The following is a 25,555-nucleotide window of genomic DNA, read 5'->3' as shown; positions in this document are numbered from 1 at the left end:
GGGATGACCCTGTATCTCACCTTACTACGGTATGCGCGATAGCGCTCGTCGTCGGACTGCAGCTTCTCTTCGCGCAGGATGAGTCTGGCCCGCAGCGCCAACTCCAGCCGCAGACAATCATCCTCCGGATCTCGAGGTTCACCAGTAGAAGACCGAGCTAGAGCAGCGAGTAGATGTCGTCCTAGCCCCCCGGCTTCAATTGCGGCGGCAGATTCGGCCACGTCGCGAGCAACCTGCCGAGCATGCTCCTGCGGCGCTCCGCACCCCCGGGCCACAGCATGTTCGCGAGCAGCACGATACCTTGCGCGAGCCCGCTGTCGCGCGCGCACGCGACGAGCGGCACGCCGCGGCTGAGCGCATCGTTGACGTGCTGATCGTCGCGCGGCAGTTGATGCGCGACCCTCGCGCCGAGCGTGCGTTCGAGCATCGGCAGATTGATCTGCGCGTCCTTGTCGTACTGGTTGACGACGACCCGCACCTTGCTGGACGGATGCCCCAGTTCGCGAAAGATATCGAGCATGCGGCGCGCGCCATGCAGGTACAGCGGGTTCTGCCGCACCACCATGCAGATCGCGTCGCTATGCGCGAGCGCGCGGATCGTCGAGGGATTCAGGCTCGGGCCGACGTCGATCAGCACCGCGTCGTAGCGCTCGCGCACCAGCGTCAGAATCCGGTCCAGCTGACCGGGCAGCAGTTCGGCGGCCTTCAATGGATCGCCGGCGCCGGCGAGCAGATCCAGGTTCGGGCACACGTGCATCGCGCACGCGTCGAACAGCGCCGGGTCGAGTTGCTCGTTGCGCGAGCACAGATCGACGAGCGTCATGGGCGGGGGGCGATTCGCCATCAGCAGGCTCGCGTCGGCGAATTGCTGGCTCAGGTCGATCAGCAGCACGCGCCGCTCACGCCGCGCGGCGAGCGCGCACGCGAGGTTGACCGCGATCAGCGTGGTGCCGCTGCCGCCCTTGCTCGACGCCAGGGTGACCACGCGCGCGTGGCGCCGCTCGGGCTCGCGGCGCCGCGCTTCGATCTGCGCAAGCGCATCGACGACGGCCTGACGATCGAGCGGCCACGACAGCACCTGCCGCACGCCGACGCGCAGCGCCGCGCCGATCAGCGCGGTGGACGGCGCCGGCGTCACCAGCATGCAATGGAGCGTCGGCGAGCAGGCGAGCGTTTCCTCGATGCCGTCTAGTCCGCGGACGCTCAGATTGGCGTCGTCGACGATCAGCAGGTCGGCGCCGCGGACCACGCGCGCGTGCATCGGCAGTTGCCGGGCCGGGCCGAACGCGGTGCGCAGCCGGTAACGCACGCCGCTCTCTTCGAGCCGCACGACGATTCTCTGCGCGTTTTCGATGCTCGCGGCAATCAGGAAGATGTCGATCATGGCAGCTCTGCGGCGCTTGGCGCGTCATGCGCGGGCTTTTATTCCAGTCGTCTGTTCACGATTGACGACGCAGGCTTCGGCGCGAGTTCCTTACCGCGACGCTCCCCCGTGAAAACCATGAGCCGGCAAACGGTGTTATCGAATTCCTGCGCGGTCGCTGCGAGCCGACGAGCGGCAAGCGTCAGACGTCGGTTTCATCGTCGTCGCGCCGCTGCGCCGCGCTGCGTTCAGCGCGCACCGGCATGGCGTACAGCGCGTCGCGCAGCAGGTCGCGGCGGATCTCGGCTTGCGCTCGGCGCTCGAGCGCCTCGGCGACGACGAGCGTCAGCAGATCGACCGACGAGCCCGCCGCCTGCGCGAAAAAGCGCGCGCGCGATGCCGCGACATACCGCCGGTAAGTGCTTCTGGTTCCTCCCGAAGCGGCCGGCCTGCGAATCAGTTGTGGTTTCATGTCAGCCCCCGATGTCGAGCAGATTTGCGCCAGGTCACGCCGTCTGGTCTCAGCGCCCCGGCCGTTGGGCCAGGTCGCCGTGCCCGTGCCAACCGACGGACACGGCCCCTGGTTCACCTCGTACATTCGTCTCTCTGTGGAGACTAGCGTCTCTCCCCGCTTCATCGCGCCGGCCGATCCTCATCCGGCGCTGCCCCTTCCCTTTGCGGCGCGTCGCTAGCGAACGTTGCCAGCGCGTTGCCTGTCGTTATCGCCACCCTTTTCGCGTCGTGAGGACAAAAAGTCGAAAAGGAAAAACGGCGAAGTCGTTGCCCTTTTTTCGTCCGGTTTTGAATGGCCGCCAAACCGGTCCGCCACTCACCCGTTTGCTAACGTATTTAGAAGGCCCCGCCGCGCTCCCGCAAACACCTGATGGCTTCCCCGACCATGTCTGCGAGTGACTTTTTTACCGCCGGTCTTTTTTAATCCGGTTTTCCCCGTACCGTCGACCTGGCGGCAAAACATTTTTCTGTGCAGATCTTATTGCAATGGTTATGCCAACACGCATTCGAATTTGTAAGGCACCCGCCAAAGCTTCACTCTGGCGAGAAATCGGTTTGCTTTTGACGCAGTGCGAACCGGCCCGATTTTTGGCGTGGCGCGCATTGATTCGTTTCTGACACGCCAAAATCGCCGCACGCTGGCCGCAAAGCGCGCCTCCCGCTCCGTCTCGCCAGCCTGCTGACAGGCCGCGGGGCCGGCCGCACGCGGCTTCGCCGCTCCTTCCGACTGGCAAGGCGCCCCACCCGGCGCGGCAAAGCGCATTCGACTCGCGCTGTCCAATCTGTCGCAACTGTGAAACACGACTGCTCGCGCTCCGTCCGTTTTAGTCACGCCTTAATACCCGGGCAATTGCTACGCAATGTGCGATTGCGCGCATAACCGGCCTTGACCGCTTATTCATAAGTGATCCGTGTTAATCCGAAAATCCAACCCGCATTCTTCATCCATGTTTCTTTGTCTGGCGCTTTCAGGCGCTTTCGCTTATCGTTAGGCCATGCGCCAATCAGAGCGCTTCTATCAGGTCAACGAGGCAAGCCACGGTTCAGGTGGTTTTCACGGTTCGGGGAAAAATCGCCGGGCAGTTTCAGCAATGAACGACAAGGTCGCCGCCATTGCATGAATCGGTCCGCCATGCAGCGCGTTCCGGTTCGCGCCGCGCTTGAAGCGTGTCCCTTGTTCGTGATTGCTGCTGTCGTGAATGCGTCGCAGCCGGAGTGCAGCAACTGGCCGCCTGAATCTCACAACGTCGCACGGCAGTCCTGAGGATCGAACGGGGGGAACCATGACTACGACTTGCACGCCGGCCGATATGGAACGCACGGTTCTGTACGTGGCGAACGCGCCCGACCAGATACTCGTCGAGTTTCTGGCCGCGTCGGGATGGCAAGCCGTGCACGCAAAAAGCACGGCCGTGGCGGAACGCATGATCGAACGCGGCAACATCAAGGTCGGTCTCGTTCAGTTGCCCGAAGATTGCACGTCACAGCAGCTGTCCGCGCTCGCGCTGTGCATGCGCCGCGTCGAAACCAACTGGGTCGCGCAGATCGTGCCGGGCCAGGCCGACAACGAGCTGGTCAGCCGTTTCATCCTCGATTACTGCTTCGACTTCGTCACGCAGCCGTGGCTCAACGAGCGGCTCGTGTTCGCGCTCGGCCACGCGCATGGGCTGTCGAGCCTGCGTCAGCCGCGCGTCGTGCCGGAGCCGTCGCTCGGCCGCCACGGCATGGTCGGGCAATGCGAGCCGATGCAGCAGCTCTACCGGCGCATCGACAAATGCGGCGTGACCGATGCGCCGGTGTTCATCGCGGGCGAATCGGGCACCGGTAAGGAGCTGACCGCTCGTGCTATTCACGACCGCTCGCCGCGCGCGGGCCGCACGTTCGTCGCGATCAATTGCGCTGCGATTCCGCCGAGCCTGTTGCAGGCCGAACTGTTCGGCCACGAGCGCGGCGCTTTTACCGGCGCGGTGCAACGCAAGCTCGGCCGGATCGAGAGCGCACATGAAGGCACGCTGTTTCTCGACGAAATCGGCGACATGCCGCACGAATGCCAGGCGGTGCTGCTGCGCTTCCTGCAGGAGGGCACGATCGAGCGGCTTGGCGGCAACGGTCCGATCAGCGTCGACGTGCGCGTGATCTCGGCCACCCACGTCGATCTGGAGCGCGCCGTCGAAGCCGGGCGTTTCCGTTCCGACCTCTATCACCGGCTGTGCGTGCTGCGCCTCGTCGAGCCGCCATTGCGCGAGCGCGGCGGCGACATCAAGCTACTCGCCAATTACGCGCTCAGCATGTACAAGCAGGACGGCGCGCGCAAGCTGCGCGGCCTGTCGAGCGACGCGATCGTCGCGATGTCGAACTATCCGTGGCCCGGCAACGTGCGCGAGCTGATCAACTGCGTGCGCCGCGCGGTCGTGATGAGCGAGGGCCGCTTCATCACCGCGAGCGACCTCGGCCTACCCGAAGCTGACAATGGCCCGGCGGTCACGCTGGCGGAAATCCGCAGCAAGGCCGAAAAGGATGCGATCGAGAACGCGCTGCTGCGGCACGGCTACAAGCTGTCCGATGCGGCGGCCGAACTCGGCATTTCGCGCGCGACGCTGTACCGGCTGATGCACGCGAACCGGCTGCATCAGGAGCCGGCCGGACGCGGCGCGAGCAGCGGCCCCCATGCCGATGACGAAGCAGAGCGCCAGACCTCTTCAGTGGCATAAGCGCGGATTTAAGCGTTTTTTGTAGTGAACGCTTAGCAGCGCACGGTCACGGCGATTGAGCATTCCCGACTTTCCGCGCTCTGCCCGCACGTAGCGTGGTCGTCGAGAACATCCTCGCGCCGCCGCCAGCATTGCCACCCGGCAAGCGGCCACCTACCTCCTGCGCCGCCCCGCCCACGGGGCTTTCCGGGCAAGCTTTCTGCTGCCTTCGACAGGCCTGCCGGCCAGCATCGGCTATCCTGTCGGGTCAACGCCCCGCCTGACGGGCGCCGCTCTCGCGGCCCTTTCGCCCGTCCGGCGGGCCTCCGCCGCAGGAACTTCAGCGCCCCGCCCCGTGTCGGTCCCGGGTCACCCCGCTGAAACAGCCCATGTTCCGGCACAATCGTCCGCACTGGCTTCATCCCGCTTTACACCCTATGCAAAAATTTCTGCGTGTCTGTTTTTTCATTTTTCTGCTCGCCGGCGCGGCGCCCGTCTTCGCCGCCGCGCCTGAGCCTGCCCATCCAACGCCCGCGACACCCGCTTCCGCCGCCGTCACGCTGACACCTCAGCAGGCCCGCGACGCGCTCGCTGTCCTGAACGACCCCAAACGCCGCGCGCAAGTCGCCGATACGCTGCAAGCGATCGCCGCGGCCGGCGCGTTGAGCGCGCCGCCCGCATCCGCACCGGCGGCGGCGTCGGCGCCGGCCGCCGCAAGCGGCGCAGCCGCGCTCGTGCCGGACGCGTTCAAATCCAATGGCCTCGCCTCGCAACTCGCGCGTGAGGGCGCGCATTACGCCGGCCATCTCGCGACCTCGCTGCGCGGCTCGATCGCCGCGCTGCTCGACGTCGCGTCGGTGCGCGCATGGTGGAACTGGCAGTTCGCCAATCCGCACGCGCGCGCGGTGCTGTTCGAGGTGCTGTGGTCGCTGCTGGCCGCGCTGATCCCCGCTCTGGTGCTTGAATGGCTGACGCGGCGGCTGCTGCGGCGCGTCTATCGGGTGATCGCCGCGCGCCGCGAAGCCGCGCTGCAGGATGACAACGACAACTCACCGCCGCCCGCGCACGCCGCCGGCGCCGCGCCGGCAGGTCATCCGCCGACCAGCACGCCGCCGCTGCCCCCGCTGTCATCGGTGCCGTCAGTGCTCGAAGCGGAGGCGCAAGCCGTCACGACTGGCCCGGCCGCGCCGTACGCGACGCCATCCGCCAAAGGCCGCGCCATCGAAGCCGAAGGCAAGCGCAACGCGACGCACCACTGGACGCTGCTGCAACGTCTGCCCCGCGCGTTGCTGATCACGCTGGTGCGGCTCGTGCCGATCGCGGTGTTCCTCGGCGCGGCGAGCGCGCTGATGTCGATCTTCACCGGCAACGGCACGCCGCAGGATCGCGCGCTCGATTCTCTGATCGACGTCTATGTGGTGTGCCGCTGCGTCGTGATCGTCGGCGCATTCTTCCTGCAGCCGAGCGCACCGCGTCTGCGGCTGCTGCGCATGGGCGATGCGTGGGCCGCGTTCGTGCTCGGCTGGATCGTGCGAATCGTCAGCGTGGTCGGCGCCGGCGTCGCGCTAGCCGAAGTCGCGCAGGCGCTTGGCATGAACGACGCCGCGCATCTCGCGCTGCTGAAAGTGGTCGCACTCGCCGGTCACGTGATGATCTCGATCCTCGTGCTGCACTGCGCGAAACCGGTCGCCAACAGGATCCGCAATCGCTTCGCCGCTCACGAGTCGTTGGAGATGTTCGGCAACGCGTTCGCGGACGCGTGGGCCGTGGTGACCGTGGTCATCGTGATGGGCCTGTGGTTCGTCTGGGCCTTCGACGTACGGAACGGCTATCACGCGCTCGTGAATATCGGCGGCATGACGCTCGCGATACTGATCGGCGCGCGGCTCGTGTCGATCGTGATCTTCGGCGCGCTCGCGCGCATCTTCCATGCGCAGGACGATGCGTCACACTCGCTCGTGCATCAGCACGCCTACCGATACTATCCGGCGCTGCGGCGCGTGATCGGCTGGATCATCGGCAGCGTCACCGCGCTGGTGCTGTTGCAGGCGTGGGGCGTCGACGTCGTCGATCTGTTCCGCAGCGGCACGATCGGCCACCGGCTCGCCTCGGCGCTCGCGACGATCGCCGTCGCCGCGATCATCGCGCTGGTGGTGTGGGAGATCGTCAACGTGTCGGCCGAACGTCGCCTCGATAACTGGACGAGCAGCGGCGATCTGGTGCGCGCCGCGCGTCTGCGCACCTTGATGCCGATGCTGCGCACCGCGCTGTTCTGCGTGATCGCGCTCGTCGTCGCGCTGACCGCCCTGAGCCAACTCGGCGTGAACATCGGCCCGCTGCTCGCGGGCGCGAGCATCTTCGGCGTCGCGCTCGGCTTCGGCTCGCAGAAGCTCGTGCAGGACTTCATCACCGGCATCTTTCTGCTGATGGAAAACGCGATGCAGGTCGGCGACTGGGTCACGCTCGCGGGCGTGTCGGGCACCGTCGAATATCTGTCGATTCGCACCGTGCGGCTGCGCGGCGGGGACGGCTCGCTGTTTACGGTGCCGTTCAGTTCGGTGTCGACCGTGAACAACACGAATCGCGGCATCGGCAACGCGGCGGTGCGCGTGAATATCGTGTTCGGCCAGGACGTCGAGCGCGCGATCGAGACGCTGAAGGAAATCGGCGCATCGCTGCGCACGGACGACAACTTCAAGGACGGCATCCTGGCGGACTTCTCGTTCTGGGGCGTCGATGCGGTCGACGGTTCGGCGATCACGCTGGCCGGCCAGATGCAATGCCGCGATACGTCGCGCTGGGGCGTGCAACGCGAATTCAACCGACGCATCCTCGAACGCTTCAGCGAACTCGGCATCGAGATCGCGAATCCGCAGCGTCATCTGCTCACGTGGGACCCGGCGAGCAAGGCCAGGTTCGATACGGGCCTGCCGCGCGAACGCCATGGCGACCGGCCGGACGGCGACGCCGCGGGGGACGGCCACGCTCCGCACAAGGGCGACGCGCCGCTCGACGACCAGATCCCGGTTGATCCGAGCCCGGCCGGCGGCCCTGGTACGCCCGGCAATCCGGGCTCGACCTCGCCGCACGCGTGACGCGTCGCGCGTCGCGCGCGTAAAGGTTCGCTAGCGCGGCGCTAGCGAACCTGCCACCAGCGCGGCAACAGGCGCCGCACTTCCGGCCTGCGAAAGCGGTCGTCGATCAGATGCACGACGCCGCGGTCCTCTTCGGTGCGGATCACGCGCCCCGCCGCCTGCACGACTTTCTGCAAACCCGGATACAGGTACATGTAGTCGTAGCCATTGCCGAAGCGCGCATCGAGCGCGCGGCGCATCTGCTCGTTGACGTCGTTGATCTGCGGCAGACCGAGCGTCGCGACGAACGCGCCGATCAGTTGCTGCCCGGTCAGATCGATACCCTCCGAAAACGCGCCGCCGAGCACCGCGAAGCCGATGCCCTGATTCATCGTCCTGAAGCGCGCGAGAAACGCATCGCGCGCGGCTTCGTCCATGCCGGGTTCCTGCGCCCACACCGGCAAGCCGGGGTGCCGCTCGCGCAGCAGCGCGACCACGCGTTGCAGATAGTCGAAACTGCTCAGGAACCCGAGATAATTGCCGGGCTGGGAGTCGTACTGCTTCGCGATCAGCTCCACGATCGGCGCGAGCGAGCGTTCGCGGTCACGCCAGCGCGTCGACACATGAGCGGCCACGTGCACCTGCAACTGCTCCGCGCGAAACGGTCCCTCGACGTCGAGCCATTGCGTGTCCTCGGCTAGCCCAAGTGTGTCGCGATAGAAATGCTGCGGATTCAGCGTGCCGGAGAACATCACCGTGGTACGCGCGGCCGCATAGCGTGGCGCGAGGAACGGCGCGGGGATCACGTTGCGCACGCAGAGCGTCGCACTGGTTTTGTCGCGCGGCGCGTAGCGGTCGGCGCTCAATGTCACGTCGAACATCGAGTGCTCGCCGAACTGCTCGGCGAGCGCGACGAAGTGCATCGCGTCGAAGAAAACCCGCAGCGCATGTTCGTCGATCGACAACGGCGCGTCGGCGAGCTGATCCGTTACCGCGCCGATCAGATTCTGCGCGGCGGACAGCAATTTGCCGGGCACCTCCGCGTACACCTGATAGCTGGACGTCTGCGTGCGCTTCACCGCATTCCACTCGCGCTGCAAGCGTTCGAGCGGCTTCTTCAGCGCCACCGGCGCGCTCTTGCGCGCGAGCCGGAACGCGCTTTGATCTAGCGACGCGGTATACATGCGCCGCGCGCGTTCGAGCAGGTTGTGCGCTTCGTCGACCAGCACGCCGGCGCGCCACTGGTTGATCTGCGTGAGCGCATGCAGCATCGCGCTCCCGTCGTAGTAGTAGTTGTAATCGCCGACGATCACATCGGCCCAGCGCGCGAGCTCCTGCGACAGATAGTACGGACAGATATTGTGCGTGAGCGCAGCCTCGCGCACCGCCGCGCGATCGAGCCGTGGCGTCGCCAACGCGGCGGCGCGCGCCGCATCGAGACGGTCGTAAAAGCCGCGCGCGAGCGGACAGGACTCGCCGTTGCAGGCTTTGTCCGGATGCTCGCAGGCTTTGTCGCGCGCGACGAGTTCGAGCGTTCTGAGCGGCAACGGCGCGCTCTGGTGCAGCGAGTCGATCGCATCGAACGCGAGCGCGCGGCCCGGCGTCTTCGCGGTCAGAAAGAACACGCGATCGAGCCGCTCTTCGCCGCAGGCTTTCAGCAACGGAAAAATCGTCGCCAGCGTCTTACCGATACCGGTCGGCGCCTGCGCCATCAACGGCTTGCCGTCGCGTGCCGCGCGATACACGGCCACCGCGAGCTCGCGCTGCCCGCGCCGAAACCGCCCATACGGAAACTGCAACGCGACGAGCGCCGCGTTGCGCGCGACGCGATGCGCGTCTTCCTGCACGGCCCAATCGAGAAATCGTTCACACTGGTCGACGAAGAAGATTTCGAGTTCGCGCGCGCTGTGCTGCTGCGTCAGCACGGTTTCCTTCTGACTGCCGATATCGAAGTACACGAGCGCGATCGTCAGCTCGCCGAGCCCGCGCGCCCGGCACAGCAGATGCCCATACACGAGTGCCTGCGCCCAATGCAGCACGCGATGATTCGCGGGCATACGCGCGAGATCGCCGCGATACGTCTTCACTTCTTCGAGCCGGTTCGCGATTCCGTCGTAGCCGTCCGCGCGGCCACGCACGGTCAAACTGCGATGCGTGCCCGTCAGCGTGAGTTCGGTTTCGTAGCCGCTCGCGCGACGGCCGGCGACCATCTGATGACCCGCGATGCCTTCGAGCGAAGTCGGCGCGGGCGTGAAGCGCAGATCGAGATCGCCGCGCCGAGCGGTGAATTCGCACATCGCGCGGACGGCCACCACGTAGCTCATACGACGCGCTCCGCTGCGGCTTGCGTCGCGGCGTCCGCTTCGCTCTGCGCCTCTTGCCCGGCCCAGCGCACGTCGACGACGCGCACCGGCATGCCGTGCTGCGCGCAGTACGCGAGCCAGCGGATCTGGTTGTCCTGCAGACGATCGCCGGGGCCTTTCACCTCGATCAGTTCATAGCGACGCTCGGCCGGCCAGAACCGGATCAGGTCGGGCAAGCCCGAACGATTGCCGCGAATGTCGCGCAGCAAGCGCTCGAAGCACAGCTTCAGATGCGCGGCGGGCAGACAGTCGAGCGCGAGCGCGATGAGCTCGGGCGTCAGCAGTCCCCAGAATACGAACGGCGACTGCATGCCGGCCTTGTCGTGCAGATGCCGCAGAATCGTGTCGCGATAGACGCCGCTATCGAGCTGCGCGAAGCACGCGGCGAACTGCGTGGCGCGACGCGCGTGAAAGTCCGGCGCGTGCAGATCGGCTGGTCCGCGTTGGAACGGATGAAAAAACGCGCCGGGCAACGCCGTGAACACCGGCTCCCAGCACAGCAGGCCGAACAGCGAATTGATCAGCGCGTTCTCGACGTAGTGCACCGGCGCGGCGTCGCTGCTCAAATGATCGCGCACCAGGTACTCGACGGCCACCGGCGTATCAGGCTTCGGCAACACCAGCGTGCCGCGCTCCACAGGCCTCGCCGCTGCTGCGCGCGGCACCGGCTCGCCGCACTTGCGCCGCAAGCGCGGCAACATCCGGGCGACGCGCTGCGCCTCTTCTTCGCTCTCAGGCGCGGCATCGGCCTGCGAGGCCAGCGCCAGCGCTTCGCCGTAACGCTCGCTGCGCTCGAGCACGCGCATGCGTCGAAGACGCGCGCCGGGCCAAGTGCACGCGTCGTACACCGCGAGCGCGGTGTCCCACTGCCCGCGCCGCTCGCAATCCTGGCCGATCCGGAACAGTAGTTTCGCGCGACGCATTTCGAGCCACGGATTCGCGGTGCCGATCGAGCGGACGGTCGCGATCAGTTCGTGAAGGGTGGGGGTGTCGGTGCCGACCGGTAGCCATTCGAGCGCTTCGCGGCACGCGTGCAGCGCGAGATAAACGTCGACGTCCGCGCGTTGCTGGAACGCACGCGACAAAGGCCCGAACGCGACCTTCTCGTACTGGAACACGCCAAGATCGGCGAGCACGAACTCCGACCAGTCCTGATGCAGATTGCCGAAGAACATCAGGCGTAAGCGATCGCACAACGGCGCGATCGCGACGTGCAGCACGCGGTCCGTAGAAGCGTCGTGCCAGGCGGCGAGCGGACGTGATGTGCATGCTTGCGCGTCGCCGCTTGCGGTTTCGTAAAACTCGCGCAGCATTTCGAGCAGATCCGGTTTGCGCAAAGCCTTTGCGCCGGGAATCCGCGCGATCGCGTCCGCGAAGATGTCCAGCAATTGCGCACGCGTGCTGAGCGCAAACAGGTCGTCGAGAGACAGGGCCGGCTCGGTGTCGATCCAACGATGCACCGTCATCGGCATCGCCGCCTGCAATGGACAGCCGATTTCGTCGTAAGCCAGGCGGCTCGCGCGGAACAGCATGCCTTTGCGCATCAGCATGCGCACGAGCAGCGCACGCGATGCCTGCGGCAACGTCGCGAAAGTTTCCAGAAAAGCGTGCTCTTCGTCGTCGAGCAGATCGTCGTAACGCGCGGCGAGCCACGCAAGCGCGCGCTCGAAATTCAGCAGGTAGTAAGGGGCTTCAGAGCGGATCTCTGAGCGAGCATCGGTTGCCACGGACTTTGTGCGGGACCTGTATGTTTATACAGTGATGATAGCAAAGTCCGGCGCTGCGACCGCCGCGCATCAGCCCGCGAGCCACACGACCGTCAGCGAGCGCACGCCCTGCGCGCCGCGAATCAGTACGCCCTCGATATCGGCGGTGGCCGAAGGGCCGGTAACGAGCGCCGCGTAACGCGCCCTGCGGAAATCGTCGCGACGATAGACGTCTTGCAGTCCATCGAGCAATTGCGCCGGATCGAGCAGCACGACCAGATGCTGAACGATGTAGCCCAATGCATTGACCACATATTCGCGCTCGCTAAACCACACCGAGCCGGTTTCGGCGACGCCAAAGCGCGCACGGACCAACCCGACGTCGACGTCCTGCAGCGATGCGGGGTCCGTATCCGCGCCGATCTTGCGCGTGCCCGGCACTTCGGCGCTCGCCGATGCGATCGATGCCGCCGCGCCAAAACGCTCGCGAATCAGATCGCTGACGTCGCTCGCGCTGACCGCTTCGACGCACGTGCCGCCCATCGTTTGCAACGCCGCCGTGAAGCGCGCCCGCAGATCGCCGCCAACCGCATCGAACAGCGGCACGTCGGGACGCGGCCGCGCGGCCGGTTGCGCGGCGCGCACCTTGGCGAGAAAAGCCTCACGCGTTGTCATCGCCGCCTCCGCGATTCTTTTTGTACCAGGCATGAAAGGTCATCTTCGGCGCCTCCGGCAATTCGCGCTGCCGGCCCCAGATATTCAGAGGGTTGTACAGCACGAAATTCGGCAGCCGCCGCAACGCGCTGCCCATCGACGACACCGTCGCGCGATACAAGGTCGGACTCGATAGCAGACGCCCCGCCATCTTCAGGACCTCCTGCTTCACGAACGGCACTTCGTGCTGCTCCGCGATCACCGCGCGCCACTTATAGATCTGCTCGTGAATGTTGATCTTCACGGGACACACATTCGTGCAACTGCCATTGAGTGTCGATGCGAACGGCAACGCGCTATAGCGTTTCAGATCGAACGTCGGATTGATGATCGCGCCGATCGGCCCCGAATAGGTGCCGCCATACGACAGGCCGCCGCTGCGTCGATAGACCGGACACGTATTCATGCACGCGCCGCAGCGGATGCATTTGAGCGAGTACCAGAAGTCCTCCATCGCGAGCCGTTCGGAGCGGCCATGATCGACGAGGATGAAATGCATCTCGGTGCCCGGCCGCGGCGCACGAAAATGCGACGTGTACTGCGTGATCGGCGAACCCAATGCGCTGCGCGACAGCATGCGCACGAACACGCCGAGATCCGACACCTTCGGTATCAGCTTCTCGATTCCGATCGATGCGATATGCAGCGGCGGCACGTTCGCCGAAAGATCGGCATTGCCTTCGTTCGTGCAGACGACGACCGTGCCCGTTTCCGCCACCGCGAAATTGCAGCCGGTCATGCCAGCCGTTTTCTCGCGCACGAAATACGGCCGCGTATTCATGCGCTGGCTTTCGGCCAGATAGTGGATATCGCTATTCTTCGGATCGGTGCCGATGGTCCGGCCGAACAGCTCGGCCACGTCCGCGCGCAGCTTGTGCACGGCCGGCACGACCATATGACTCGGGTCCTGATGATCGAGCTGCTGGATGCGCTCGCCGAGGTCCGTTTCCATCACGGTCATGCCGCGCGGTTCGAGATACTCTCGCATCCGGCATTCGTCGGTCAGCATCGACTTGCTCTTCACGAGCGTCGTCATGCCGCGCTCGGACATCAGCTTGTGGACGATCGCGTTGTGCTCTTCCGCGCTCGCTGCCCAATGCACGACCACGCCATTGGCCTCGGCCGCCGCCGCGAACTGCTCCAGGTAGTCGGCCAGATGCGACAGCGTGTGTTCCTTGATGCCCGACGCCAGCGAGCGCAACGTTTCCCATTCGGCAATGCCGTGCGCCTGCGCGTCGCGCTTCTCGCGCAGGTCCCACAGACGCTTGTCGTGAAACGCGACATGCTCGGTCTTGCTGATGAAAGAACCCGCGGCTTTGGCGTGATCGATGCGGTGATGGTCGCCGCTCATGCGCGTGCTCCATTGAGAACCTGCGCGATATGAATGAAGCGCGCGTCGGCTTTCATGCGTTCCGCGCAACCCTGCTGGTGCATCAGGCACGACATGTCGCCCGAAACGATGTACTCGGCGCCCGCATCCAGATGGTCGCGCACCTTGTCCTGCCCCATGCGCACCGACACCGCCTCTTCGGTGACCGAGAACGTGCCGCCAAAACCGCAACATTCGTCGGGCCTCGCCGGCTTGACGAACTCGATGCCCTTCACGCCTTCGAGCAACGCGCGCGGCTTCGAAAACGGCGTGCCGGCGATTTCCGACGCCGACGCCTGCTTCAGATGACGCAGCGCGCTGCAACTGGTGTGTAGACCGACGCGGTGTGGAAACTCGGCCCACGGAAATTCGCGCGCGCCGATCACGTCGTGCAGAAACTCGACCAATTCGTAGGCGCCTGCGCGCACTTTCTTCACTTCGTCGGTCTGCTCGAGCGCGGTCAGATGTTCGCGCACGTGATGAATGCAACTCGCGGACGGCCCGACGATGTAGTCGTAACCCGCGAAGTTGCGCGCGAATAGTCGCTCCGTGGCGGCGGCGTCCGCATGCGCGCCGCTATTGGCCATCGGCTGGCCGCAGCAGGTCTGCTGCTGCGGATAGTCGACCTCGATGCCGAAACGTTCGAGCAGTTCGAGGGTCGCGATACCGACCTCGGGATAGAACGCGTCGATAAAGCACGGGATAAACAGCGCGACTTTCATAGGCTCTTCAGGAAAAGCGGCGGGAACGATGTCTGTTGACCGGTGTGGTCGGCGATCGCGAGATGAAACGCGGCATCGAGTTCGGCGAGATTCGCGCGATCGCGCGACAGCGACGCGGCCTTCAACGCCTCGAACGCCGCGCGGATTTTCTTCAGATCGGTGGCGGTTGCGCGCTGCGCGGCATAGACCGTCGAAATCGCTTCGAGCCCCTGGCGCAACTCCAGAATGTCGGCACTGGTGCGCGGATTCTGCAGCAACAGTTCGGCAAGCGGCTTCGAGATGATGGGCGCGGTCACGTCGACCACCGTGAAACCGCCGCGCCCCGACGTTTCGATGTAACCGTCCGCCTCCAGCCGGATCAGCGCCTCGCGCAGCGATGGTCGCGACACGCCGAGCTGCGCCGCGAGATCGCGCTCGGCCGGCAGACGGTCGCCGGGCATCAGCGTGCCCGCCGAGATCAGTTGCTTGATCTGGTCGGACACCACGTCGGAAATGCGCTTGCGCGCGAAGGACGGAATCGGGGTGAATGGCATAAGCGGCGAACGATGAAGCCGGTTGACAGAGCGCGCGGCTACTCCACGGTGCGGGAATTATACCGTTCGACACCATGCGACGATTCGCCGATCTCAACGCGGCTGCCCCGTATAAAAGCTCACGAGGTCACGCTTCATCGCGTGCAGCGCGGCATCGTCGAGATACACCATATGGCCGGTCGGATAGTAGGCGATGCGCACGTTCTCGCGCAGCGACCGATCGAGGCCGAGATGCGCGAGCGCATATTCGGTCGCATAGAACGGCGTGGCGAGATCGAAGTAGCCGTTCAGCGATAACACCCGCAACTGCGGATTCTGCCGCATCGCTTCGGCCAGATCGCCGCCCGCGTAGGGCAGCTCCAGCCGTTCACCCCACCATTCGCGATGTTTCCAGTCCCATTGCTTCAACGCGTCGTCGCTGAACACCAGGTAACGGTCGCTTGGCGTGTAGTGCAGGTCGTCCGACAGATGCTGATGAAGCGCCGCATTGAACGCATTCGACACGCTGCTCACCGACGCATCGAAGTCCGGATCCTCCGATGCATCGTCGTAGTTCAGGCCTTCGAAACGCGCATCGTAGCGACCCACGCTGCGCGACTCGTTGCGCAGCAACTCGTTTCGAAAACGCGACGGATAAAGACGCAGACGGTTACGCTTCACGAACCCCACGTCCAATCCGGTGAAGTACGCGATGCGCGCGGCGATCGCGTCGCGCTGATCGTCGGGCAGCGCATCGCCCTGTTCGAGCGCCTGCGCATAAGGTCCGCGGGCGAACGCGCGTGCTTCGTCGAGAAAGGCCGGCAGGCTCGCGGGCTTCGGCGTGACCTTGTCGTGATACCACGCGATCGCCGCGAAACTCGGCAGATAACTCTCGCTCCTGAAATCGTTGCCGGGCGCGAACGCCGCGGAATTGAGCACCGACGACAGCAGGATCACGCCGTTCAGCGCGATATTGTTCTGCCCCAACTGATAGGCGAGCATCGCGGCGCGCGCGGTGCCATACGATTCGCCGAGCAGGTACTTCGGCGAATTCCAGCGCTGATTCACCGTCAGATAACGGTCGATGAATTGCGCAAACGCGCGGACGTCCTGATCGACGCCCCAGAAGTCCTTGCCCGTGCCATGCCCGACCGGTCTCGACAGGCCCGCGCCGACCGCGTCGATGAACACGAGGTCGCTGGTATCGAGCAGGCTGTCGGGGTTGTCGTCGAGCGTGTACGGCGCGGGCGGCGTGCTCGCGGGGCTCGCGGTGCGCACGCGTTTCGGGCCGACCGAGCCCATCATCAGGAATACGCTGCCGGCGCCTGGGCCGCCGTTGAACAGAAAGGTGATCGGACGCGTCGCAGGCGTCCTGCTCGGCACCGTGTACGCGACATAGAACACGCTCGCGTTCGGCGCGCCGGTCTTGTCGTGCAGCAACAGATTGCCCGCGCTCGCCGTGTAGTCGAGCTTGCGGCCGTTCAGGCGAAGCGAATGCGTGGTGACGCTGGTGGTTTCGGGCGGCACGGGAATCGCGGGCGTCGAAGCCCTGTCGTTGCGAGGCGTTGCCGTCGCGTCGGCCGAGTCCGGTGCATTCGATGCAGCCTGCGTGTCGCCACGCGCAGCCGTCCGCCTGCGCGGCTCGCCGTTCGGGCGCGCCGTCATCGCGTGCGGCTCGCTCGATTCGCCGACCGGCGACGCGTTCGCCTCCGGCCCCTGGCGTGGTGCGATCGGCGCGAATGCGGCGGCGTCCGTGCTTCCCCCCGTTGCCGTGCTTTCCGAGGTGCTCGACGCATCGGCCTGTTCGGCTGCCATGCACCGTTCGCCGAACGGCACCACACCAGCGACAGAAAGCGTCACCGTCAGCGCGGCGGCCGGTAATCCGGCTGTCAGCAAGCGGCGCAATGAAGAAGAGAAGCGATGGATCATGAAGTTTTCCGCGACGAGTCGAAACGCGCTGGAATCGGGCTAGCCGGGTTCGGGAGCACACCCGGCGCTCGATTCTTGACGCAAGTTTGCGCGGCGTCAACCGTCGGCGCCACAGCACGCCGAACATTACAAAGGGCTTTTTCCTCGACGTGGCGCAGACCTGCGCAGTCATGGCAGAATCGACAGCGCCTTCGTCGCCTTGTCGAGAATACCCAATGGACCAACTGGTACTGGATGCATTCGACGCTGCCGCGCTGATCCCCGGCTTTCGCGCGCCGCAACTGCCGCACGAGCAGCCCGACCTCTCGACGCTCGACGCCGCCGACCACGCGATGCGGCACTGGACTAGCACCGTCAACGGCCCGCTGGCGCCCGGCTCCGACGTGCACCGGCAGGAAATGTGCCGCATGTTTCGCGAGACCTTCAATCCGTATCGCCCGTCCGTGCTCGCATGGCCGCAGCTCGAAGCCGCGACGCTCAAGCGCATCGTCGATCTGCCGATCTGGGACATCGCCGTGCAAACCGAAGGCAGGGCGCGCCTGCGCATGGCCGCCTACGCGGCCACGCTCGACACCCCGGAGCTGCGCGACGCACTTGCGCTGAACGCGTGGGAAGAGAACCGCCATAAGGAAGTGCTGTCGCGCATGGTGCATGCGTATGGCATCGCGCTCGCGAGCGAGCCGTCGTACGTCTATCCGAAAGACACGGAACGGGCTTACCTCGTGACCGGCTATAGCGAATGTATCGACAGCTTCTTCGCGTTCGGCCTGTTCGAGGTGGCGCGGCGCTCGGGCCTGTTCCCGCCGGCACTGACCGAGACATTCGAGCCGGTGATGCAGGAAGAGTGCCGCCATATTCTGCTGTTCGCGAACTGGGTCGCCTGGCATCGCGCGCAGCTTTCATGGTGGCAGCGCATCCGCTTCGAGCTCAAGGTGGCGGGCGTGTGGGCGTTTCTGGTGTGGGAGCGCATTGGGCTCGCACGCGCGATGGATGCTGAGGGCAACGTCCAGGAGCACGATAACAACTTCACGGTAAACGGCGCGCAGTCGGTAACGGATGTCGATATCAGCGTGCCCGAATTGATGCAACTGTGTCTTCAGGAGAATGAGCGGCGATTTGCTGGGTATGACCCACGGCTGTTGCGGCCCGAAACGATGCCTCGGCTGGTGCGCTTCGGCTTGAAATTCGTGCGCAGGAAAAAGTAAGCCGCGCCGAACGCACTGCCCAGCCACCTTCGGCTGGCCGTGGTGCCCACCGACCGGATCTTCGCAATCTACAACCCACCGCCCTCTTAGCCCCGCCCCCCTTCCACGAACCGCGCGATCCTCTCGCACGCCTCGATCAATCGATCCTCGCCCACCACCAGCCCCAACCTCACGAAGCCGTTCGCCGTCTCCCCGAACGCACTCGCGTCGAGCACGGCCACGCCTTGTGCGCGAAACAGCTGCCATGTGAACTCGGTCGTATCGAGCCCGGTCCCGCTGACGTCGACCATCATGAACATGCCCGCTTCGGGCAACAGGCACCGCAAGCCCGGCACACGATGCAAACGCTCGAACACGACGTCGCGCCGCCGCCGGTAGATCTCGCGAATATCGGCGACGATCTCCGCCCTGTTCTCCAAAGCCGTCAACGCGGCCTGCTGGATGAAACCCGGCAGGCCGTACAGCATCGCGAGCGCGAGCCGCGCCATGTGCTCGATCAGCGTCGCGGGCCCGATTGTCCAGCCGACACGCCACCCCGCCATCGCATGCGACTTCGACAGACTGCCGAGCGTGACCGTGCGCTCCGCCATGCCGGACAGCGACGCAATGCTCACGTGATCGCGTTCGAACGTGAGTTCCGCGTACACCTCGTCGGACAGCACCCACAGGTCGTGCTCGCACGCGAGCCGCGCGATGCGCTCGAGATCGGCGCGCTGCATCACCACGCCGGTCGGGTTGCACGGCGTCGCGAAGAATATCGCCCTCGTGCGCGGCGTGATCGCCGCTTCGAGCGCGTCGCAGTCGACGTGAAACGCGCGCGCCGGATCGACCGGCACCGCGACGAGCGTCGCACCCGCCGCGCGCACGCAAGCCTCGTAGGTCAGATACATCGGCTCGGGAACGATCACTTCGTCGCCCGCTTCGAGCAGGCACAGCGACACCGCGAACACGCCGTTTTGCGCGCCGGCGGTCAGCACCACGTTGGCGGCGCTCACGTCGCATCCCGTCGTGCGCGCGTGCTCGGCGGCGATCGCGGCGCGCAGCGGCTCGCGACCGGCCATCGCCGTATAGTGCGTATCGCCGGCCCGCAACGCATCGATGGCGCGCTCGACGATCGGCGCGGGCGTCGAGAACTCGGGATCGCCAACGCTCAGCACGATCACGTCTTCGCCCCTGGCAGCCGCCTGCTGCGCGACCCGATGAATTTCCCACGCCGACGTGCGCCGCCCTTGCAGTCGCTCGACCAGATTCGAATACTTCATTGCGCTCACCCGTTGTTGTGCGGTCCGTTCCGCCGATCTCTTTCCATTCGACCCGCCAATGTAAAGGCACGCCGGCGAAACGTCCAGATACGAAAAAGGGTCATGCGAGCGGATAACCTCGCATGACCCTGTGCGCAATGTACTGCTGTTTGAATGACTGCTTTGCTTCAAACCCCCGTTAAAACTTCGGCGCGTCAAAGCTGCCGGCGCAGTTCAGCCGGCGGCACCTTCATCAGATGCCGGTATTTCGCCACCGTGCGTCGCGCGACCAGCACGCCCTGATCCGCGAGCATCTTCGCGAGCGTCACGTCCGACAGTGGATCACGCGTATTTTCCGCGGCGATCATCTCCTTGAGCAGCGCGCGCACCGCGGCGGCCGAGCAGGTTCCGCCGCTTTCGGTGCCGAGCTCGCGCGGGAAGAAATGCTTGAACTCGAAGATGCCGCGCGGCGTCGCCATATATTTGTTGCCCGTCGCGCGCGAGATCGTGGATTCGTGCAGGCCCAGCTCGTCAGCCACGTCACGCAGCACCATCGGCTTCAGCGCGATCTCGCCGTACAGGAAGAACGCCTTCTGATGCGCGACGATGCATTCGGCAACCCGCTGGATCGTATCGAAGCGCTGTTGCGCGTTGCGGATCAGCCAGCGCGCCTCCTGCAGCTGCTGCGCGAGCGGCGAACGGCTCGCGCCGGCCGACTGCGCGAACAGCTGCGCATACATGCGATGGATCCGCGCCCGCGGCTGCACCGCCGGATTGATCGACACGACCCACTTGTTGCGCACCTGACGCACGATCACGTCGGGCACGACATAGTTGTCCTCGGTGCGGCCGTAGCAATTGCCGGGCTTCGGATCGAGCTTGCGCACCAACGCGCAAGCCACACGCAATTCCTCCGCGCTGCAGCCGATCTGTTTTTGCAACTCGGCCTGCTCGCGGCGCGCGAGCCTTTCCAGATGATGCTCGGCGATCTGCCGCGCGACGTCACGTCCCGGCGTATTGGCGGGTAGCGCATTGATCTGCAGCGCGAGGCATTCCGATAGCGAACGCGCGCCGAGCCCCGGACGATCGAGCGCCTGCACGAGGCGCAACGCCACCAGCAGTTCTTCCTCGGTCAGCGTGGGTTCCAGATCGACGCTATCGGCCAGGTCGGCCAGCGACTGCCGCAGATAGCCGTCGTCGTCGAGCGCCTCGATGATGAAACGGGCCACCGCGCGATCGCGGTCGTCTAGCCGGTACAGGCGCAACGCGTCGTGCAACTGTTCGCGCAGCGTGGGTTGCGAGCGAGCCCAATCGGCCGGGTCGCTGCCGTCCGCGTCGCCGTTCTGGCGCGTCGAGTTGCGCGAACCGTAGTCGCCGGAAAAATCGGCGGGCATGTCGTCCTGGCCCGCGCTTTCGAGCGTATCGCTACCGGCGCTTTCCGCCGGCAGTCCGTCCGGCTCGGCGGCGGCAAGCGTATCGACGGCGGGCGGCGCGTTGGCGTCTTCACCTTCGCCTGGCGTCGTGCCGGCGAGCGCGACGTCTTCCGCTTCGGATGAGTCGTATTCGAGGAACGGATTGGTATCGAGCGCCGTGCGCAATTCCTGCTGGAACTCGAGCGCCGACAATTGCAAGAGCCGCACCGACTGCTGAAGACGAGGCGTCAGTGCGAGAGACTGCCTTGTACGAAGTTCGATTGAAGGCATTGGAGTGATCCCGTTCGTTAATAGCCTCAGACTCAACGAGCCGAGTTCACTGACCAATGCAACGTCCGTACCAGATCGCGCAAGACGCTGTTTTGATTGCGCTTTGTTTATTCAGGCGGATGAATTGCCCTGACCGGGCGCGCCGGTTTTTACAAACGGCAGGCAATTTCCGGTCCCTTTCTTCACCTCTCCGTCGACCTCGCGCATGGCCGCGCCGCAGCCCTATTCGTCAGTCGAAACTCCGCGGTGCATGCGGCTTTCGCGAGCGACATGGATTGGCTCGCAGCCGGCAGGCACGATGGTTGCGGAGCGACGGTGTGTGGACGGACACCGCCCTTCGCAAACACCTCGATCGAGCGCGGATGCGAGTACAGCGTCCGGTGTCGAGAAACGGGCCCCTGACGGTACCGTAGCGGCGACGACCCCACGTGTCTCATCAGCGGCTTCGGCCGCGATCGGCCACCGGCCAACAAGACCGCCATTTTCATTACCACCTGATGGAGAGAACCATGAAGACGATCCAGCTTCTGAAGACCGCAGGCAGCATCGCCGTCGTCGCGTTCGCGCTGAACGCGAACGCCCAGACCAGCGCTTCGGCCCCGCCAGCGTCGTCGGAAAGCATCGGCCAGCATATCGACGATGGCACCATCACGACCAAGGTCAAGGCTGATCTGCTTGCCGCGAAGAACGTCAAATCGACGCATATCCACGTGAAGACCCGCAAGGGCGTCGTGTGGCTCACGGGTTCGGTGCCTTCGGCCGACGACAAGTCCGCCGCCGAAGATGTCGTGCAAAGCGTGAAGGGCGTAACCAGCGTGAAGAACCATCTGAAGGTCGCGGCTGACTGATATCCGCGCGATCGGGTCGCACCGATTCGACTGAACAGAACGTAACAGAGCCGGCTGGCAGAGCCGGCTCTTCCTTATTGCACTGACGCGTCGATCAATGCTTCATCGCCGCATACTGGTCGCGCAGATCGCGCACGCGGTCATGCGTTTGCAGCACGCCCTGGTACTGCCGCTCGACGATTGCCCGCACGTCCGCCGGCAAATCCTTCTCCAGCGCGTCGTGATAGCGTTTCTTCGCGACGTCCTCGCCTTTTTCGCACTCGGCAAGAATCGCATGGTCGCTGCGATTCGCTACCGCCGATTTCACGTCGACCCAGCCGCGATGCAGCGCACCGCTCATGCTGCCGCCGGTTTCGGGCTTGCCGCCCAGGGTCTGAACGGCATCCTGCAACTCACGCGCACCGCGCGAGCAGTCCTCGGCACTCGAGCGGAACAGCATCTTCAGCTGGTCGTCGTGCGCATCCTCGGCTGCCTTCATAAAGCCCTTTTCGCCATCCTTCGACGTTTCGACCAGTTCATTCAATACGGAAACAACGTTGGTAGCCATTCAATACCTCCAAGGGTTTCGTTCATCGCGGAATCCGCCGCGCGGGGCTTTTTATGTGCCTCGCGATGAATCGGTTCGACGCGCGGCGGGCTGCATTTGATAGCACGCATCACGCGTGCCCGGCACCTCGCGCGAGCCGATGCATAGCGAAAGGCAGCTCGAACGAGCGCAGCCGCCGCGCGATGCGCGGCAACCGGGGGTGTCGCGCGACGTCGAAACAGCGCGGAAAACGGAAAACGGCCCGATGATCGTCATCGGGCCGTTTTTTGTTGGTATGCCGCGTCGCTCATATCACGCGCGCTTCTCCGCGAATTCCTTGATCGGCTCAGGAGTCTTCAGCGGATCGAAATCGGCCCAGCGTCCCTGCTGCCAGCGGCCGGTCGCCTTCTCGATCGACAGGCCGCCCGCTTCACGCAGCACGCGCGCGGCGTCCAGCTGATTGTCGGGCGACACGTGCACGGCGACGAGCACGCCCGAATCGCGCGACTCCTCGTGATACGGCACGCGATGGTCCGATTTGCCGCGCTCCGTGGTGCGCGACATCGCGCCGACCAGCGAGCCGACATACGCGCCGACGCCGGCCGCGATCAGCGACACCAGCAGCGGCGCGGAAAACACCGCGAAGATCGCCACGCCAATCACCGCGCCAATCACCGCGCCGATCGTCACGCCCATGCCCGCGCCTTTAGGCGCTTCTCGCGCGCCGGGGTCGGTATCGGTGTCGCCGCCGATCGGGAAACGCGCATGCTGGCCGCGCGGATTGACGAAAAACAGCGTGACGTCCTCTTCCACGAAACCCGCATCGAACAGTTTTTGCGCGGCGCTTTCCGCAGCGGGAAAAGTCGTGAAGCGTGCCGCGACGATGAGTGACATACGGCCTCCTTATCGTTAATTGCCGTTCGTGGACCATCCTGGCGCCGGTGGCGCGAGTCGGAAGCAGCGCGCCCAGTCAATGCGACATGCAGCGGCGCTACGCCGCGGCGCCGCGATCCGGTTCCATGCCTTCCACTCTGAACAGTCCGCTATGCAACACTACGCCTTCTCCGTTGTTCTGGTCGAGCGCTTCCGCGCAGACCGAGCGGATGCGCTGACGGCCTCTGTCGAAAGCGGCCATCAACGCCGCTTCAAGCGCGGACTCCGCGCCGAAATGATCTTCCAGAGCCTCGGCAGTGATCGCGCAAACCACTGGCTCGCCATCGACGCGCGCAAGAAAGCGCACGGTCAGATTGGCGCCGTCGAAGGCCGCTTCGTCATCGGGGAAAGTGATCTGCATCAGAGAGTCCTCATAAGCAGGCCGTGGCAGGATCGCGTTCATGACGAGCCCTTCAATTTGCCGGCCAGTTGCTCCGCCATCTCGAGGTGATGCTTGATGGTTGGCAGCGCTTGCGCGGCCGCGGCCTTCAGTTGCGAGTCGGTGCCGCTCTCGCTTTGCTGCTGGAACAGGTCGACCGCGCGCTGATGCGCTTCCACGCCGACCTGCTCGACATAGGCCTGATCGAACTCGGTGCCCTTCAACGTCTGCAGTTTGCCGACCAGCGCGGAATCCGCGGACGGCGTCGGCTTGAAGCCCTTCTTAGCGACCAGCCCGGCCATTGCGTGCGACAGCTTCGTGTGGTCGGCGATCATCTGTTGAGCGAACTTCCTGACATGCGGATCGTTAGAGTTCTTCAGCGCGACCTTGCCAGCGGCGATTTCAGTAGCGTCCGACTTCGACGCTTCGAGCACGAACTGCTGATCCGCGGGTGACAGCGTCGTGCCGCCGGTCGGCGCTGCGCTCGCGGGCGCATCGCTCGCCTGCGCGCAGGCCGTGTCGATCGATGCCGCGCTCACGCCCAACACGGCCAGCGCGGCAGTCAACACTTGTAGGGAATACCGGAATTTCATGCATTTTCTCCCTGTCGAATCACCGATGCGCAGGCTCCGAAGCCAACGCGCCGCCCGCGATCAAGCCGCCTTGCGCTTCGTCAGTTGCGCGATCAGCGCCTTGTTGAACGCGGGAAGGTCGTCGGGTTTGCGGCTCGAAATAAGATTGCCGTCCTCGACCACTTCCTGATCGACCCACGTGCCGCCCGCGTTGCGAATATCGTCCTGCAGGCTAGGCCAGCTCGTCACCGTGCGCCCCTTGACGATCCCCGCCGATACCGGCAGCCACGTGCCGTGACAGATCACCGCGATCGGCTTCTTCGCGTTGTCGACCGCTTTGACGAACGCCTGCGCCTGCGGCAGCAGTCGCAGCGCGTCGCCGTTCACGACGCCGCCCGGCAACACCAGCGCGTCATAGTCGTCGGGACTGGCCTTGTCGAAGGTCGCATCGACGTCGACGGTATCGCCCTTGTCGACGTGTTTGAAGCCCTGGATCTTGCCCGGCTTCGCCGAGATCACATGGACCGTCGCGCCCGCCTCGGTGAGCGCGCATTTCGGCTCCATCAGTTCTGCTTGCTCGAAGCCATCTACGGCGAGTACGGCTACCTTGTAGCCATTCAGTGCATCAGTCATGCGTGCTCTCCTTCACGCGGCGCCGCGCTCATGCACTTGCCCGTGAGGCATGTGCATAGGTCTGCGCCTTCGCTAAGCGTGGTTACGCAAAACACGTGCCTGGTTGAGGCAGTGTTCAGCGGGCTGAGATTACGTTGGCGATGCACCGACGCTGCGGTTGCGCCGTTCAGCTCGAGCCGCCGCGTGTGCAAAAGCGCCGTGGTCAGACGTCGGTTTCGTCTTCGTCGGAGCGTTCCGCGCCCGGCGGCACTTGCGGTTCGACGACGTGGTCGGTGTCGATATCGCGGTCCATCTCCAACGTCGAATCGCCATCGGCCGACGCGCGCTCGCCCGTACCTGAGCGATCGGTATCGCTGCCGAGTGCGGCGTCGCCGGCTTCGAGCGCGTGATTGTCTAGCTCCGTATCGACGTCGAAATCGTGACGCCTCGCGCCCGCCACGTCGCTGCCGCTATCGGACGAGTCGCTGGGACCCAGCGCGCCCGTCGTGCCGGACGTTTGCTTGACGGTCTGCTGCGGCTCTTCATCGGGGTTGAGTGTGCTGCTCATGAAAGCTCCTTTC

21 protein-coding genes and 1 pseudogene are annotated in these 25,555 nt (G+C 65.1%); 5 read left to right on the top strand and 17 right to left on the bottom strand.

Annotated elements, in window-relative coordinates; translation table 11 throughout:
- Positions 1-181 precede the first annotated feature (181 nt).
- Both HDG34_RS11190 and HDG34_RS11185 read right to left on the bottom strand, forming a co-directional pair.
- Positions 182-1,384 carry an AAA family ATPase gene (locus HDG34_RS11190; protein WP_184059981.1) on the bottom strand — a complete coding sequence of 401 codons (1,203 nt, stop codon included), beginning with the start codon at positions 1,382-1,384 and terminating at the stop codon, positions 182-184.
- 181 nt (positions 1,385-1,565) lie between these two features.
- A complete protein-coding gene (locus HDG34_RS11185; protein WP_184059979.1) occupies positions 1,566-1,835 on the bottom strand; it encodes a hypothetical protein in 270 nt (89 codons plus the stop codon).
- A 1,036-nt stretch (positions 1,836-2,871) separates the two neighbouring features.
- On the opposite strand from HDG34_RS11185, the gene HDG34_RS39045 reads away from it, so the two are divergent.
- The 3 genes from HDG34_RS39045 to HDG34_RS11175 all read left to right on the top strand — a co-directional run bounded on the left by HDG34_RS39045 (position 2,872) and on the right by HDG34_RS11175 (position 7,661).
- Complete coding sequence (locus HDG34_RS39045; protein ID WP_260321121.1) at positions 2,872-2,997, top strand: hypothetical protein; 126 nt, start codon at positions 2,872-2,874, stop codon at positions 2,995-2,997.
- Between the two features lie 162 nt (positions 2,998-3,159).
- On the top strand, positions 3,160-4,587 hold the full coding sequence (locus tag HDG34_RS11180) for a sigma-54 dependent transcriptional regulator (protein WP_184059977.1): 1,428 nt from the start codon (positions 3,160-3,162) through the stop codon (positions 4,585-4,587).
- Between the two features lie 416 nt (positions 4,588-5,003).
- Positions 5,004-7,661 carry a mechanosensitive ion channel domain-containing protein gene (locus HDG34_RS11175; RefSeq protein WP_184059975.1) on the top strand — a complete coding sequence of 886 codons (2,658 nt, stop codon included), beginning with the start codon at positions 5,004-5,006 and terminating at the stop codon, positions 7,659-7,661.
- Positions 7,662-7,702: 41 nt separating this feature from the next.
- On the opposite strand, the gene HDG34_RS11170 is transcribed toward HDG34_RS11175, so the two are convergent.
- The 7 genes and pseudogenes from HDG34_RS11170 to HDG34_RS11140 all read right to left on the bottom strand — a co-directional run bounded on the left by HDG34_RS11170 (position 7,703) and on the right by HDG34_RS11140 (position 16,955).
- Positions 7,703-9,964 carry an ATP-dependent DNA helicase gene (locus HDG34_RS11170; protein ID WP_184059973.1) on the bottom strand — a complete coding sequence of 754 codons (2,262 nt, stop codon included), beginning with the start codon at positions 9,962-9,964 and terminating at the stop codon, positions 7,703-7,705.
- On the bottom strand, positions 9,961-11,730 hold the full coding sequence (locus tag HDG34_RS11165) for a VRR-NUC domain-containing protein (RefSeq protein ID WP_184059971.1): 1,770 nt from the start codon (positions 11,728-11,730) through the stop codon (positions 9,961-9,963). The genes HDG34_RS11170 and HDG34_RS11165 overlap by 4 nt, the downstream gene beginning before the upstream one ends.
- A gap of 69 nt (positions 11,731-11,799) precedes the next feature.
- The gene (locus tag HDG34_RS11160) at positions 11,800-12,384 is read right to left on the bottom strand and encodes an LUD domain-containing protein (RefSeq protein WP_184059969.1); all 585 of its coding nucleotides are present in this window, start codon (positions 12,382-12,384) and stop codon (positions 11,800-11,802) included.
- Complete coding sequence (locus tag HDG34_RS11155; protein WP_184059967.1) at positions 12,371-13,774, bottom strand: lactate utilization protein B; 1,404 nt, start codon at positions 13,772-13,774, stop codon at positions 12,371-12,373. Before HDG34_RS11155 ends, HDG34_RS11160 begins: the two co-directional genes overlap by 14 nt.
- Entirely contained in the window at positions 13,771-14,514 is a 744-nt protein-coding gene (locus tag HDG34_RS11150; RefSeq protein WP_018425278.1) for a (Fe-S)-binding protein, read from the bottom strand. The genes HDG34_RS11155 and HDG34_RS11150 overlap by 4 nt, the downstream gene beginning before the upstream one ends.
- A gap of 41 nt (positions 14,515-14,555) precedes the next feature.
- Positions 14,556-15,047: pseudogene (locus HDG34_RS11145) on the bottom strand (FadR/GntR family transcriptional regulator); the annotation flags it as partial.
- A gap of 93 nt (positions 15,048-15,140) precedes the next feature.
- Positions 15,141-16,955, bottom strand: a complete 1,815-nt coding sequence (locus tag HDG34_RS11140) for a S10 family peptidase (RefSeq protein WP_184059965.1) — start codon at positions 16,953-16,955, stop codon at positions 15,141-15,143.
- 215 nt (positions 16,956-17,170) lie between these two features.
- Between HDG34_RS11140 and HDG34_RS11135 the strand changes: the two genes are divergently transcribed.
- Positions 17,171-18,160, top strand: coding sequence for a ferritin-like domain-containing protein (locus HDG34_RS11135; RefSeq protein WP_184059963.1), 990 nt, complete (start codon positions 17,171-17,173; stop codon positions 18,158-18,160).
- Positions 18,161-18,246: 86 nt separating this feature from the next.
- Here the strand turns inward: HDG34_RS11135 and HDG34_RS11130 are convergent, their stop codons facing one another.
- Together HDG34_RS11130 and HDG34_RS11125 are read right to left on the bottom strand one after the other, a co-directional pair.
- Positions 18,247-19,422, bottom strand: coding sequence for a pyridoxal phosphate-dependent aminotransferase (locus tag HDG34_RS11130; RefSeq protein WP_184059961.1), 1,176 nt, complete (start codon positions 19,420-19,422; stop codon positions 18,247-18,249).
- Positions 19,423-19,616: 194 nt separating this feature from the next.
- A complete protein-coding gene (locus tag HDG34_RS11125) occupies positions 19,617-21,104 on the bottom strand; it encodes an RNA polymerase factor sigma-54 (RefSeq protein WP_184059959.1) in 1,488 nt (495 codons plus the stop codon).
- A gap of 509 nt (positions 21,105-21,613) precedes the next feature.
- On the opposite strand from HDG34_RS11125, the gene HDG34_RS11120 reads away from it, so the two are divergent.
- Positions 21,614-21,952, top strand: a complete 339-nt coding sequence (locus HDG34_RS11120) for a BON domain-containing protein (protein WP_184059957.1) — start codon at positions 21,614-21,616, stop codon at positions 21,950-21,952.
- 94 nt (positions 21,953-22,046) lie between these two features.
- Here the strand turns inward: HDG34_RS11120 and HDG34_RS11115 are convergent, their stop codons facing one another.
- The 6 genes from HDG34_RS11115 to HDG34_RS11090 all read right to left on the bottom strand — a co-directional run bounded on the left by HDG34_RS11115 (position 22,047) and on the right by HDG34_RS11090 (position 25,542).
- Entirely contained in the window at positions 22,047-22,499 is a 453-nt protein-coding gene (locus HDG34_RS11115) for a PA2169 family four-helix-bundle protein (RefSeq protein ID WP_090809752.1), read from the bottom strand.
- A gap of 291 nt (positions 22,500-22,790) precedes the next feature.
- Complete coding sequence (locus HDG34_RS11110; RefSeq protein WP_184059954.1) at positions 22,791-23,372, bottom strand: hypothetical protein; 582 nt, start codon at positions 23,370-23,372, stop codon at positions 22,791-22,793.
- Between the two features lie 97 nt (positions 23,373-23,469).
- The gene (locus tag HDG34_RS11105) at positions 23,470-23,814 is read right to left on the bottom strand and encodes a DUF1488 domain-containing protein (RefSeq protein WP_090809747.1); all 345 of its coding nucleotides are present in this window, start codon (positions 23,812-23,814) and stop codon (positions 23,470-23,472) included.
- Positions 23,811-24,383 (bottom strand): DUF4142 domain-containing protein, encoded by a 573-nt coding sequence (locus HDG34_RS11100; protein ID WP_184059952.1) that lies wholly within the window; start codon positions 24,381-24,383, stop codon positions 23,811-23,813. Before HDG34_RS11100 ends, HDG34_RS11105 begins: the two co-directional genes overlap by 4 nt.
- A 60-nt stretch (positions 24,384-24,443) precedes the next feature.
- Positions 24,444-24,995, bottom strand: a complete 552-nt coding sequence (locus HDG34_RS11095) for a type 1 glutamine amidotransferase domain-containing protein (RefSeq protein ID WP_184059950.1) — start codon at positions 24,993-24,995, stop codon at positions 24,444-24,446.
- 202 nt (positions 24,996-25,197) lie between these two features.
- Positions 25,198-25,542: a chemotaxis protein gene (locus HDG34_RS11090; RefSeq protein WP_184059948.1), complete on the bottom strand. Its 345-nt coding sequence runs from the start codon at positions 25,540-25,542 to the stop codon at positions 25,198-25,200.
- Between the last annotated feature and the right edge of the window lie 13 nt (positions 25,543-25,555).

It is taken from the genome of Paraburkholderia sp. HC6.4b (genome assembly GCF_014200875.1).
Taxonomy (GTDB): Bacteria; Pseudomonadota; Gammaproteobacteria; order Burkholderiales; family Burkholderiaceae; genus Paraburkholderia; species Paraburkholderia tuberum.
Note: the sequence above shows the minus strand (reverse complement) of the source record. Positions and strands in the feature narration are given on the sequence as shown.

What these genes read in the sequence shown, in the direction of transcription:
- HDG34_RS11140 (WP_184059965.1), bottom strand. Translation starts at nt 16,955, where the DNA reads ATGATCCATCGCTTCTCTTCTTCATTGCGCCGCTTGCTGACAGCCGGA.
- HDG34_RS11095 (WP_184059950.1), bottom strand. Translation starts at nt 24,995, where the DNA reads ATGACTGATGCACTGAATGGCTACAAGGTAGCCGTACTCGCCGTAGAT.
- HDG34_RS11150 (WP_018425278.1), bottom strand. Translation starts at nt 14,514, where the DNA reads ATGAAAGTCGCGCTGTTTATCCCGTGCTTTATCGACGCGTTCTATCCC.
- HDG34_RS11105 (WP_090809747.1), bottom strand. Translation starts at nt 23,814, where the DNA reads ATGAACGCGATCCTGCCACGGCCTGCTTATGAGGACTCTCTGATGCAG.
- HDG34_RS11160 (WP_184059969.1), bottom strand. Translation starts at nt 12,384, where the DNA reads ATGACAACGCGTGAGGCTTTTCTCGCCAAGGTGCGCGCCGCGCAACCG.
- HDG34_RS11100 (WP_184059952.1), bottom strand. Translation starts at nt 24,383, where the DNA reads ATGAAATTCCGGTATTCCCTACAAGTGTTGACTGCCGCGCTGGCCGTG.
- HDG34_RS11110 (WP_184059954.1), bottom strand. Translation starts at nt 23,372, where the DNA reads ATGTCACTCATCGTCGCGGCACGCTTCACGACTTTTCCCGCTGCGGAA.
- HDG34_RS11090 (WP_184059948.1), bottom strand. Translation starts at nt 25,542, where the DNA reads ATGAGCAGCACACTCAACCCCGATGAAGAGCCGCAGCAGACCGTCAAG.
- HDG34_RS11125 (WP_184059959.1), bottom strand. Translation starts at nt 21,104, where the DNA reads ATGCCTTCAATCGAACTTCGTACAAGGCAGTCTCTCGCACTGACGCCT.
- HDG34_RS39045 (WP_260321121.1), top strand. Translation starts at nt 2,872, where the DNA reads ATGCGCCAATCAGAGCGCTTCTATCAGGTCAACGAGGCAAGCCACGGT.
- HDG34_RS11175 (WP_184059975.1), top strand. Translation starts at nt 5,004, where the DNA reads ATGCAAAAATTTCTGCGTGTCTGTTTTTTCATTTTTCTGCTCGCCGGC.
- HDG34_RS11135 (WP_184059963.1), top strand. Translation starts at nt 17,171, where the DNA reads ATGGACCAACTGGTACTGGATGCATTCGACGCTGCCGCGCTGATCCCC.
- HDG34_RS11185 (WP_184059979.1), bottom strand. Translation starts at nt 1,835, where the DNA reads ATGAAACCACAACTGATTCGCAGGCCGGCCGCTTCGGGAGGAACCAGA.
- HDG34_RS11115 (WP_090809752.1), bottom strand. Translation starts at nt 22,499, where the DNA reads ATGGCTACCAACGTTGTTTCCGTATTGAATGAACTGGTCGAAACGTCG.
- HDG34_RS11190 (WP_184059981.1), bottom strand. Translation starts at nt 1,384, where the DNA reads ATGATCGACATCTTCCTGATTGCCGCGAGCATCGAAAACGCGCAGAGA.
- HDG34_RS11155 (WP_184059967.1), bottom strand. Translation starts at nt 13,774, where the DNA reads ATGAGCGGCGACCATCACCGCATCGATCACGCCAAAGCCGCGGGTTCT.
- HDG34_RS11180 (WP_184059977.1), top strand. Translation starts at nt 3,160, where the DNA reads ATGACTACGACTTGCACGCCGGCCGATATGGAACGCACGGTTCTGTAC.
- HDG34_RS11130 (WP_184059961.1), bottom strand. Translation starts at nt 19,422, where the DNA reads ATGAAGTATTCGAATCTGGTCGAGCGACTGCAAGGGCGGCGCACGTCG.
- HDG34_RS11170 (WP_184059973.1), bottom strand. Translation starts at nt 9,964, where the DNA reads ATGAGCTACGTGGTGGCCGTCCGCGCGATGTGCGAATTCACCGCTCGG.
- HDG34_RS11120 (WP_184059957.1), top strand. Translation starts at nt 21,614, where the DNA reads ATGAAGACGATCCAGCTTCTGAAGACCGCAGGCAGCATCGCCGTCGTC.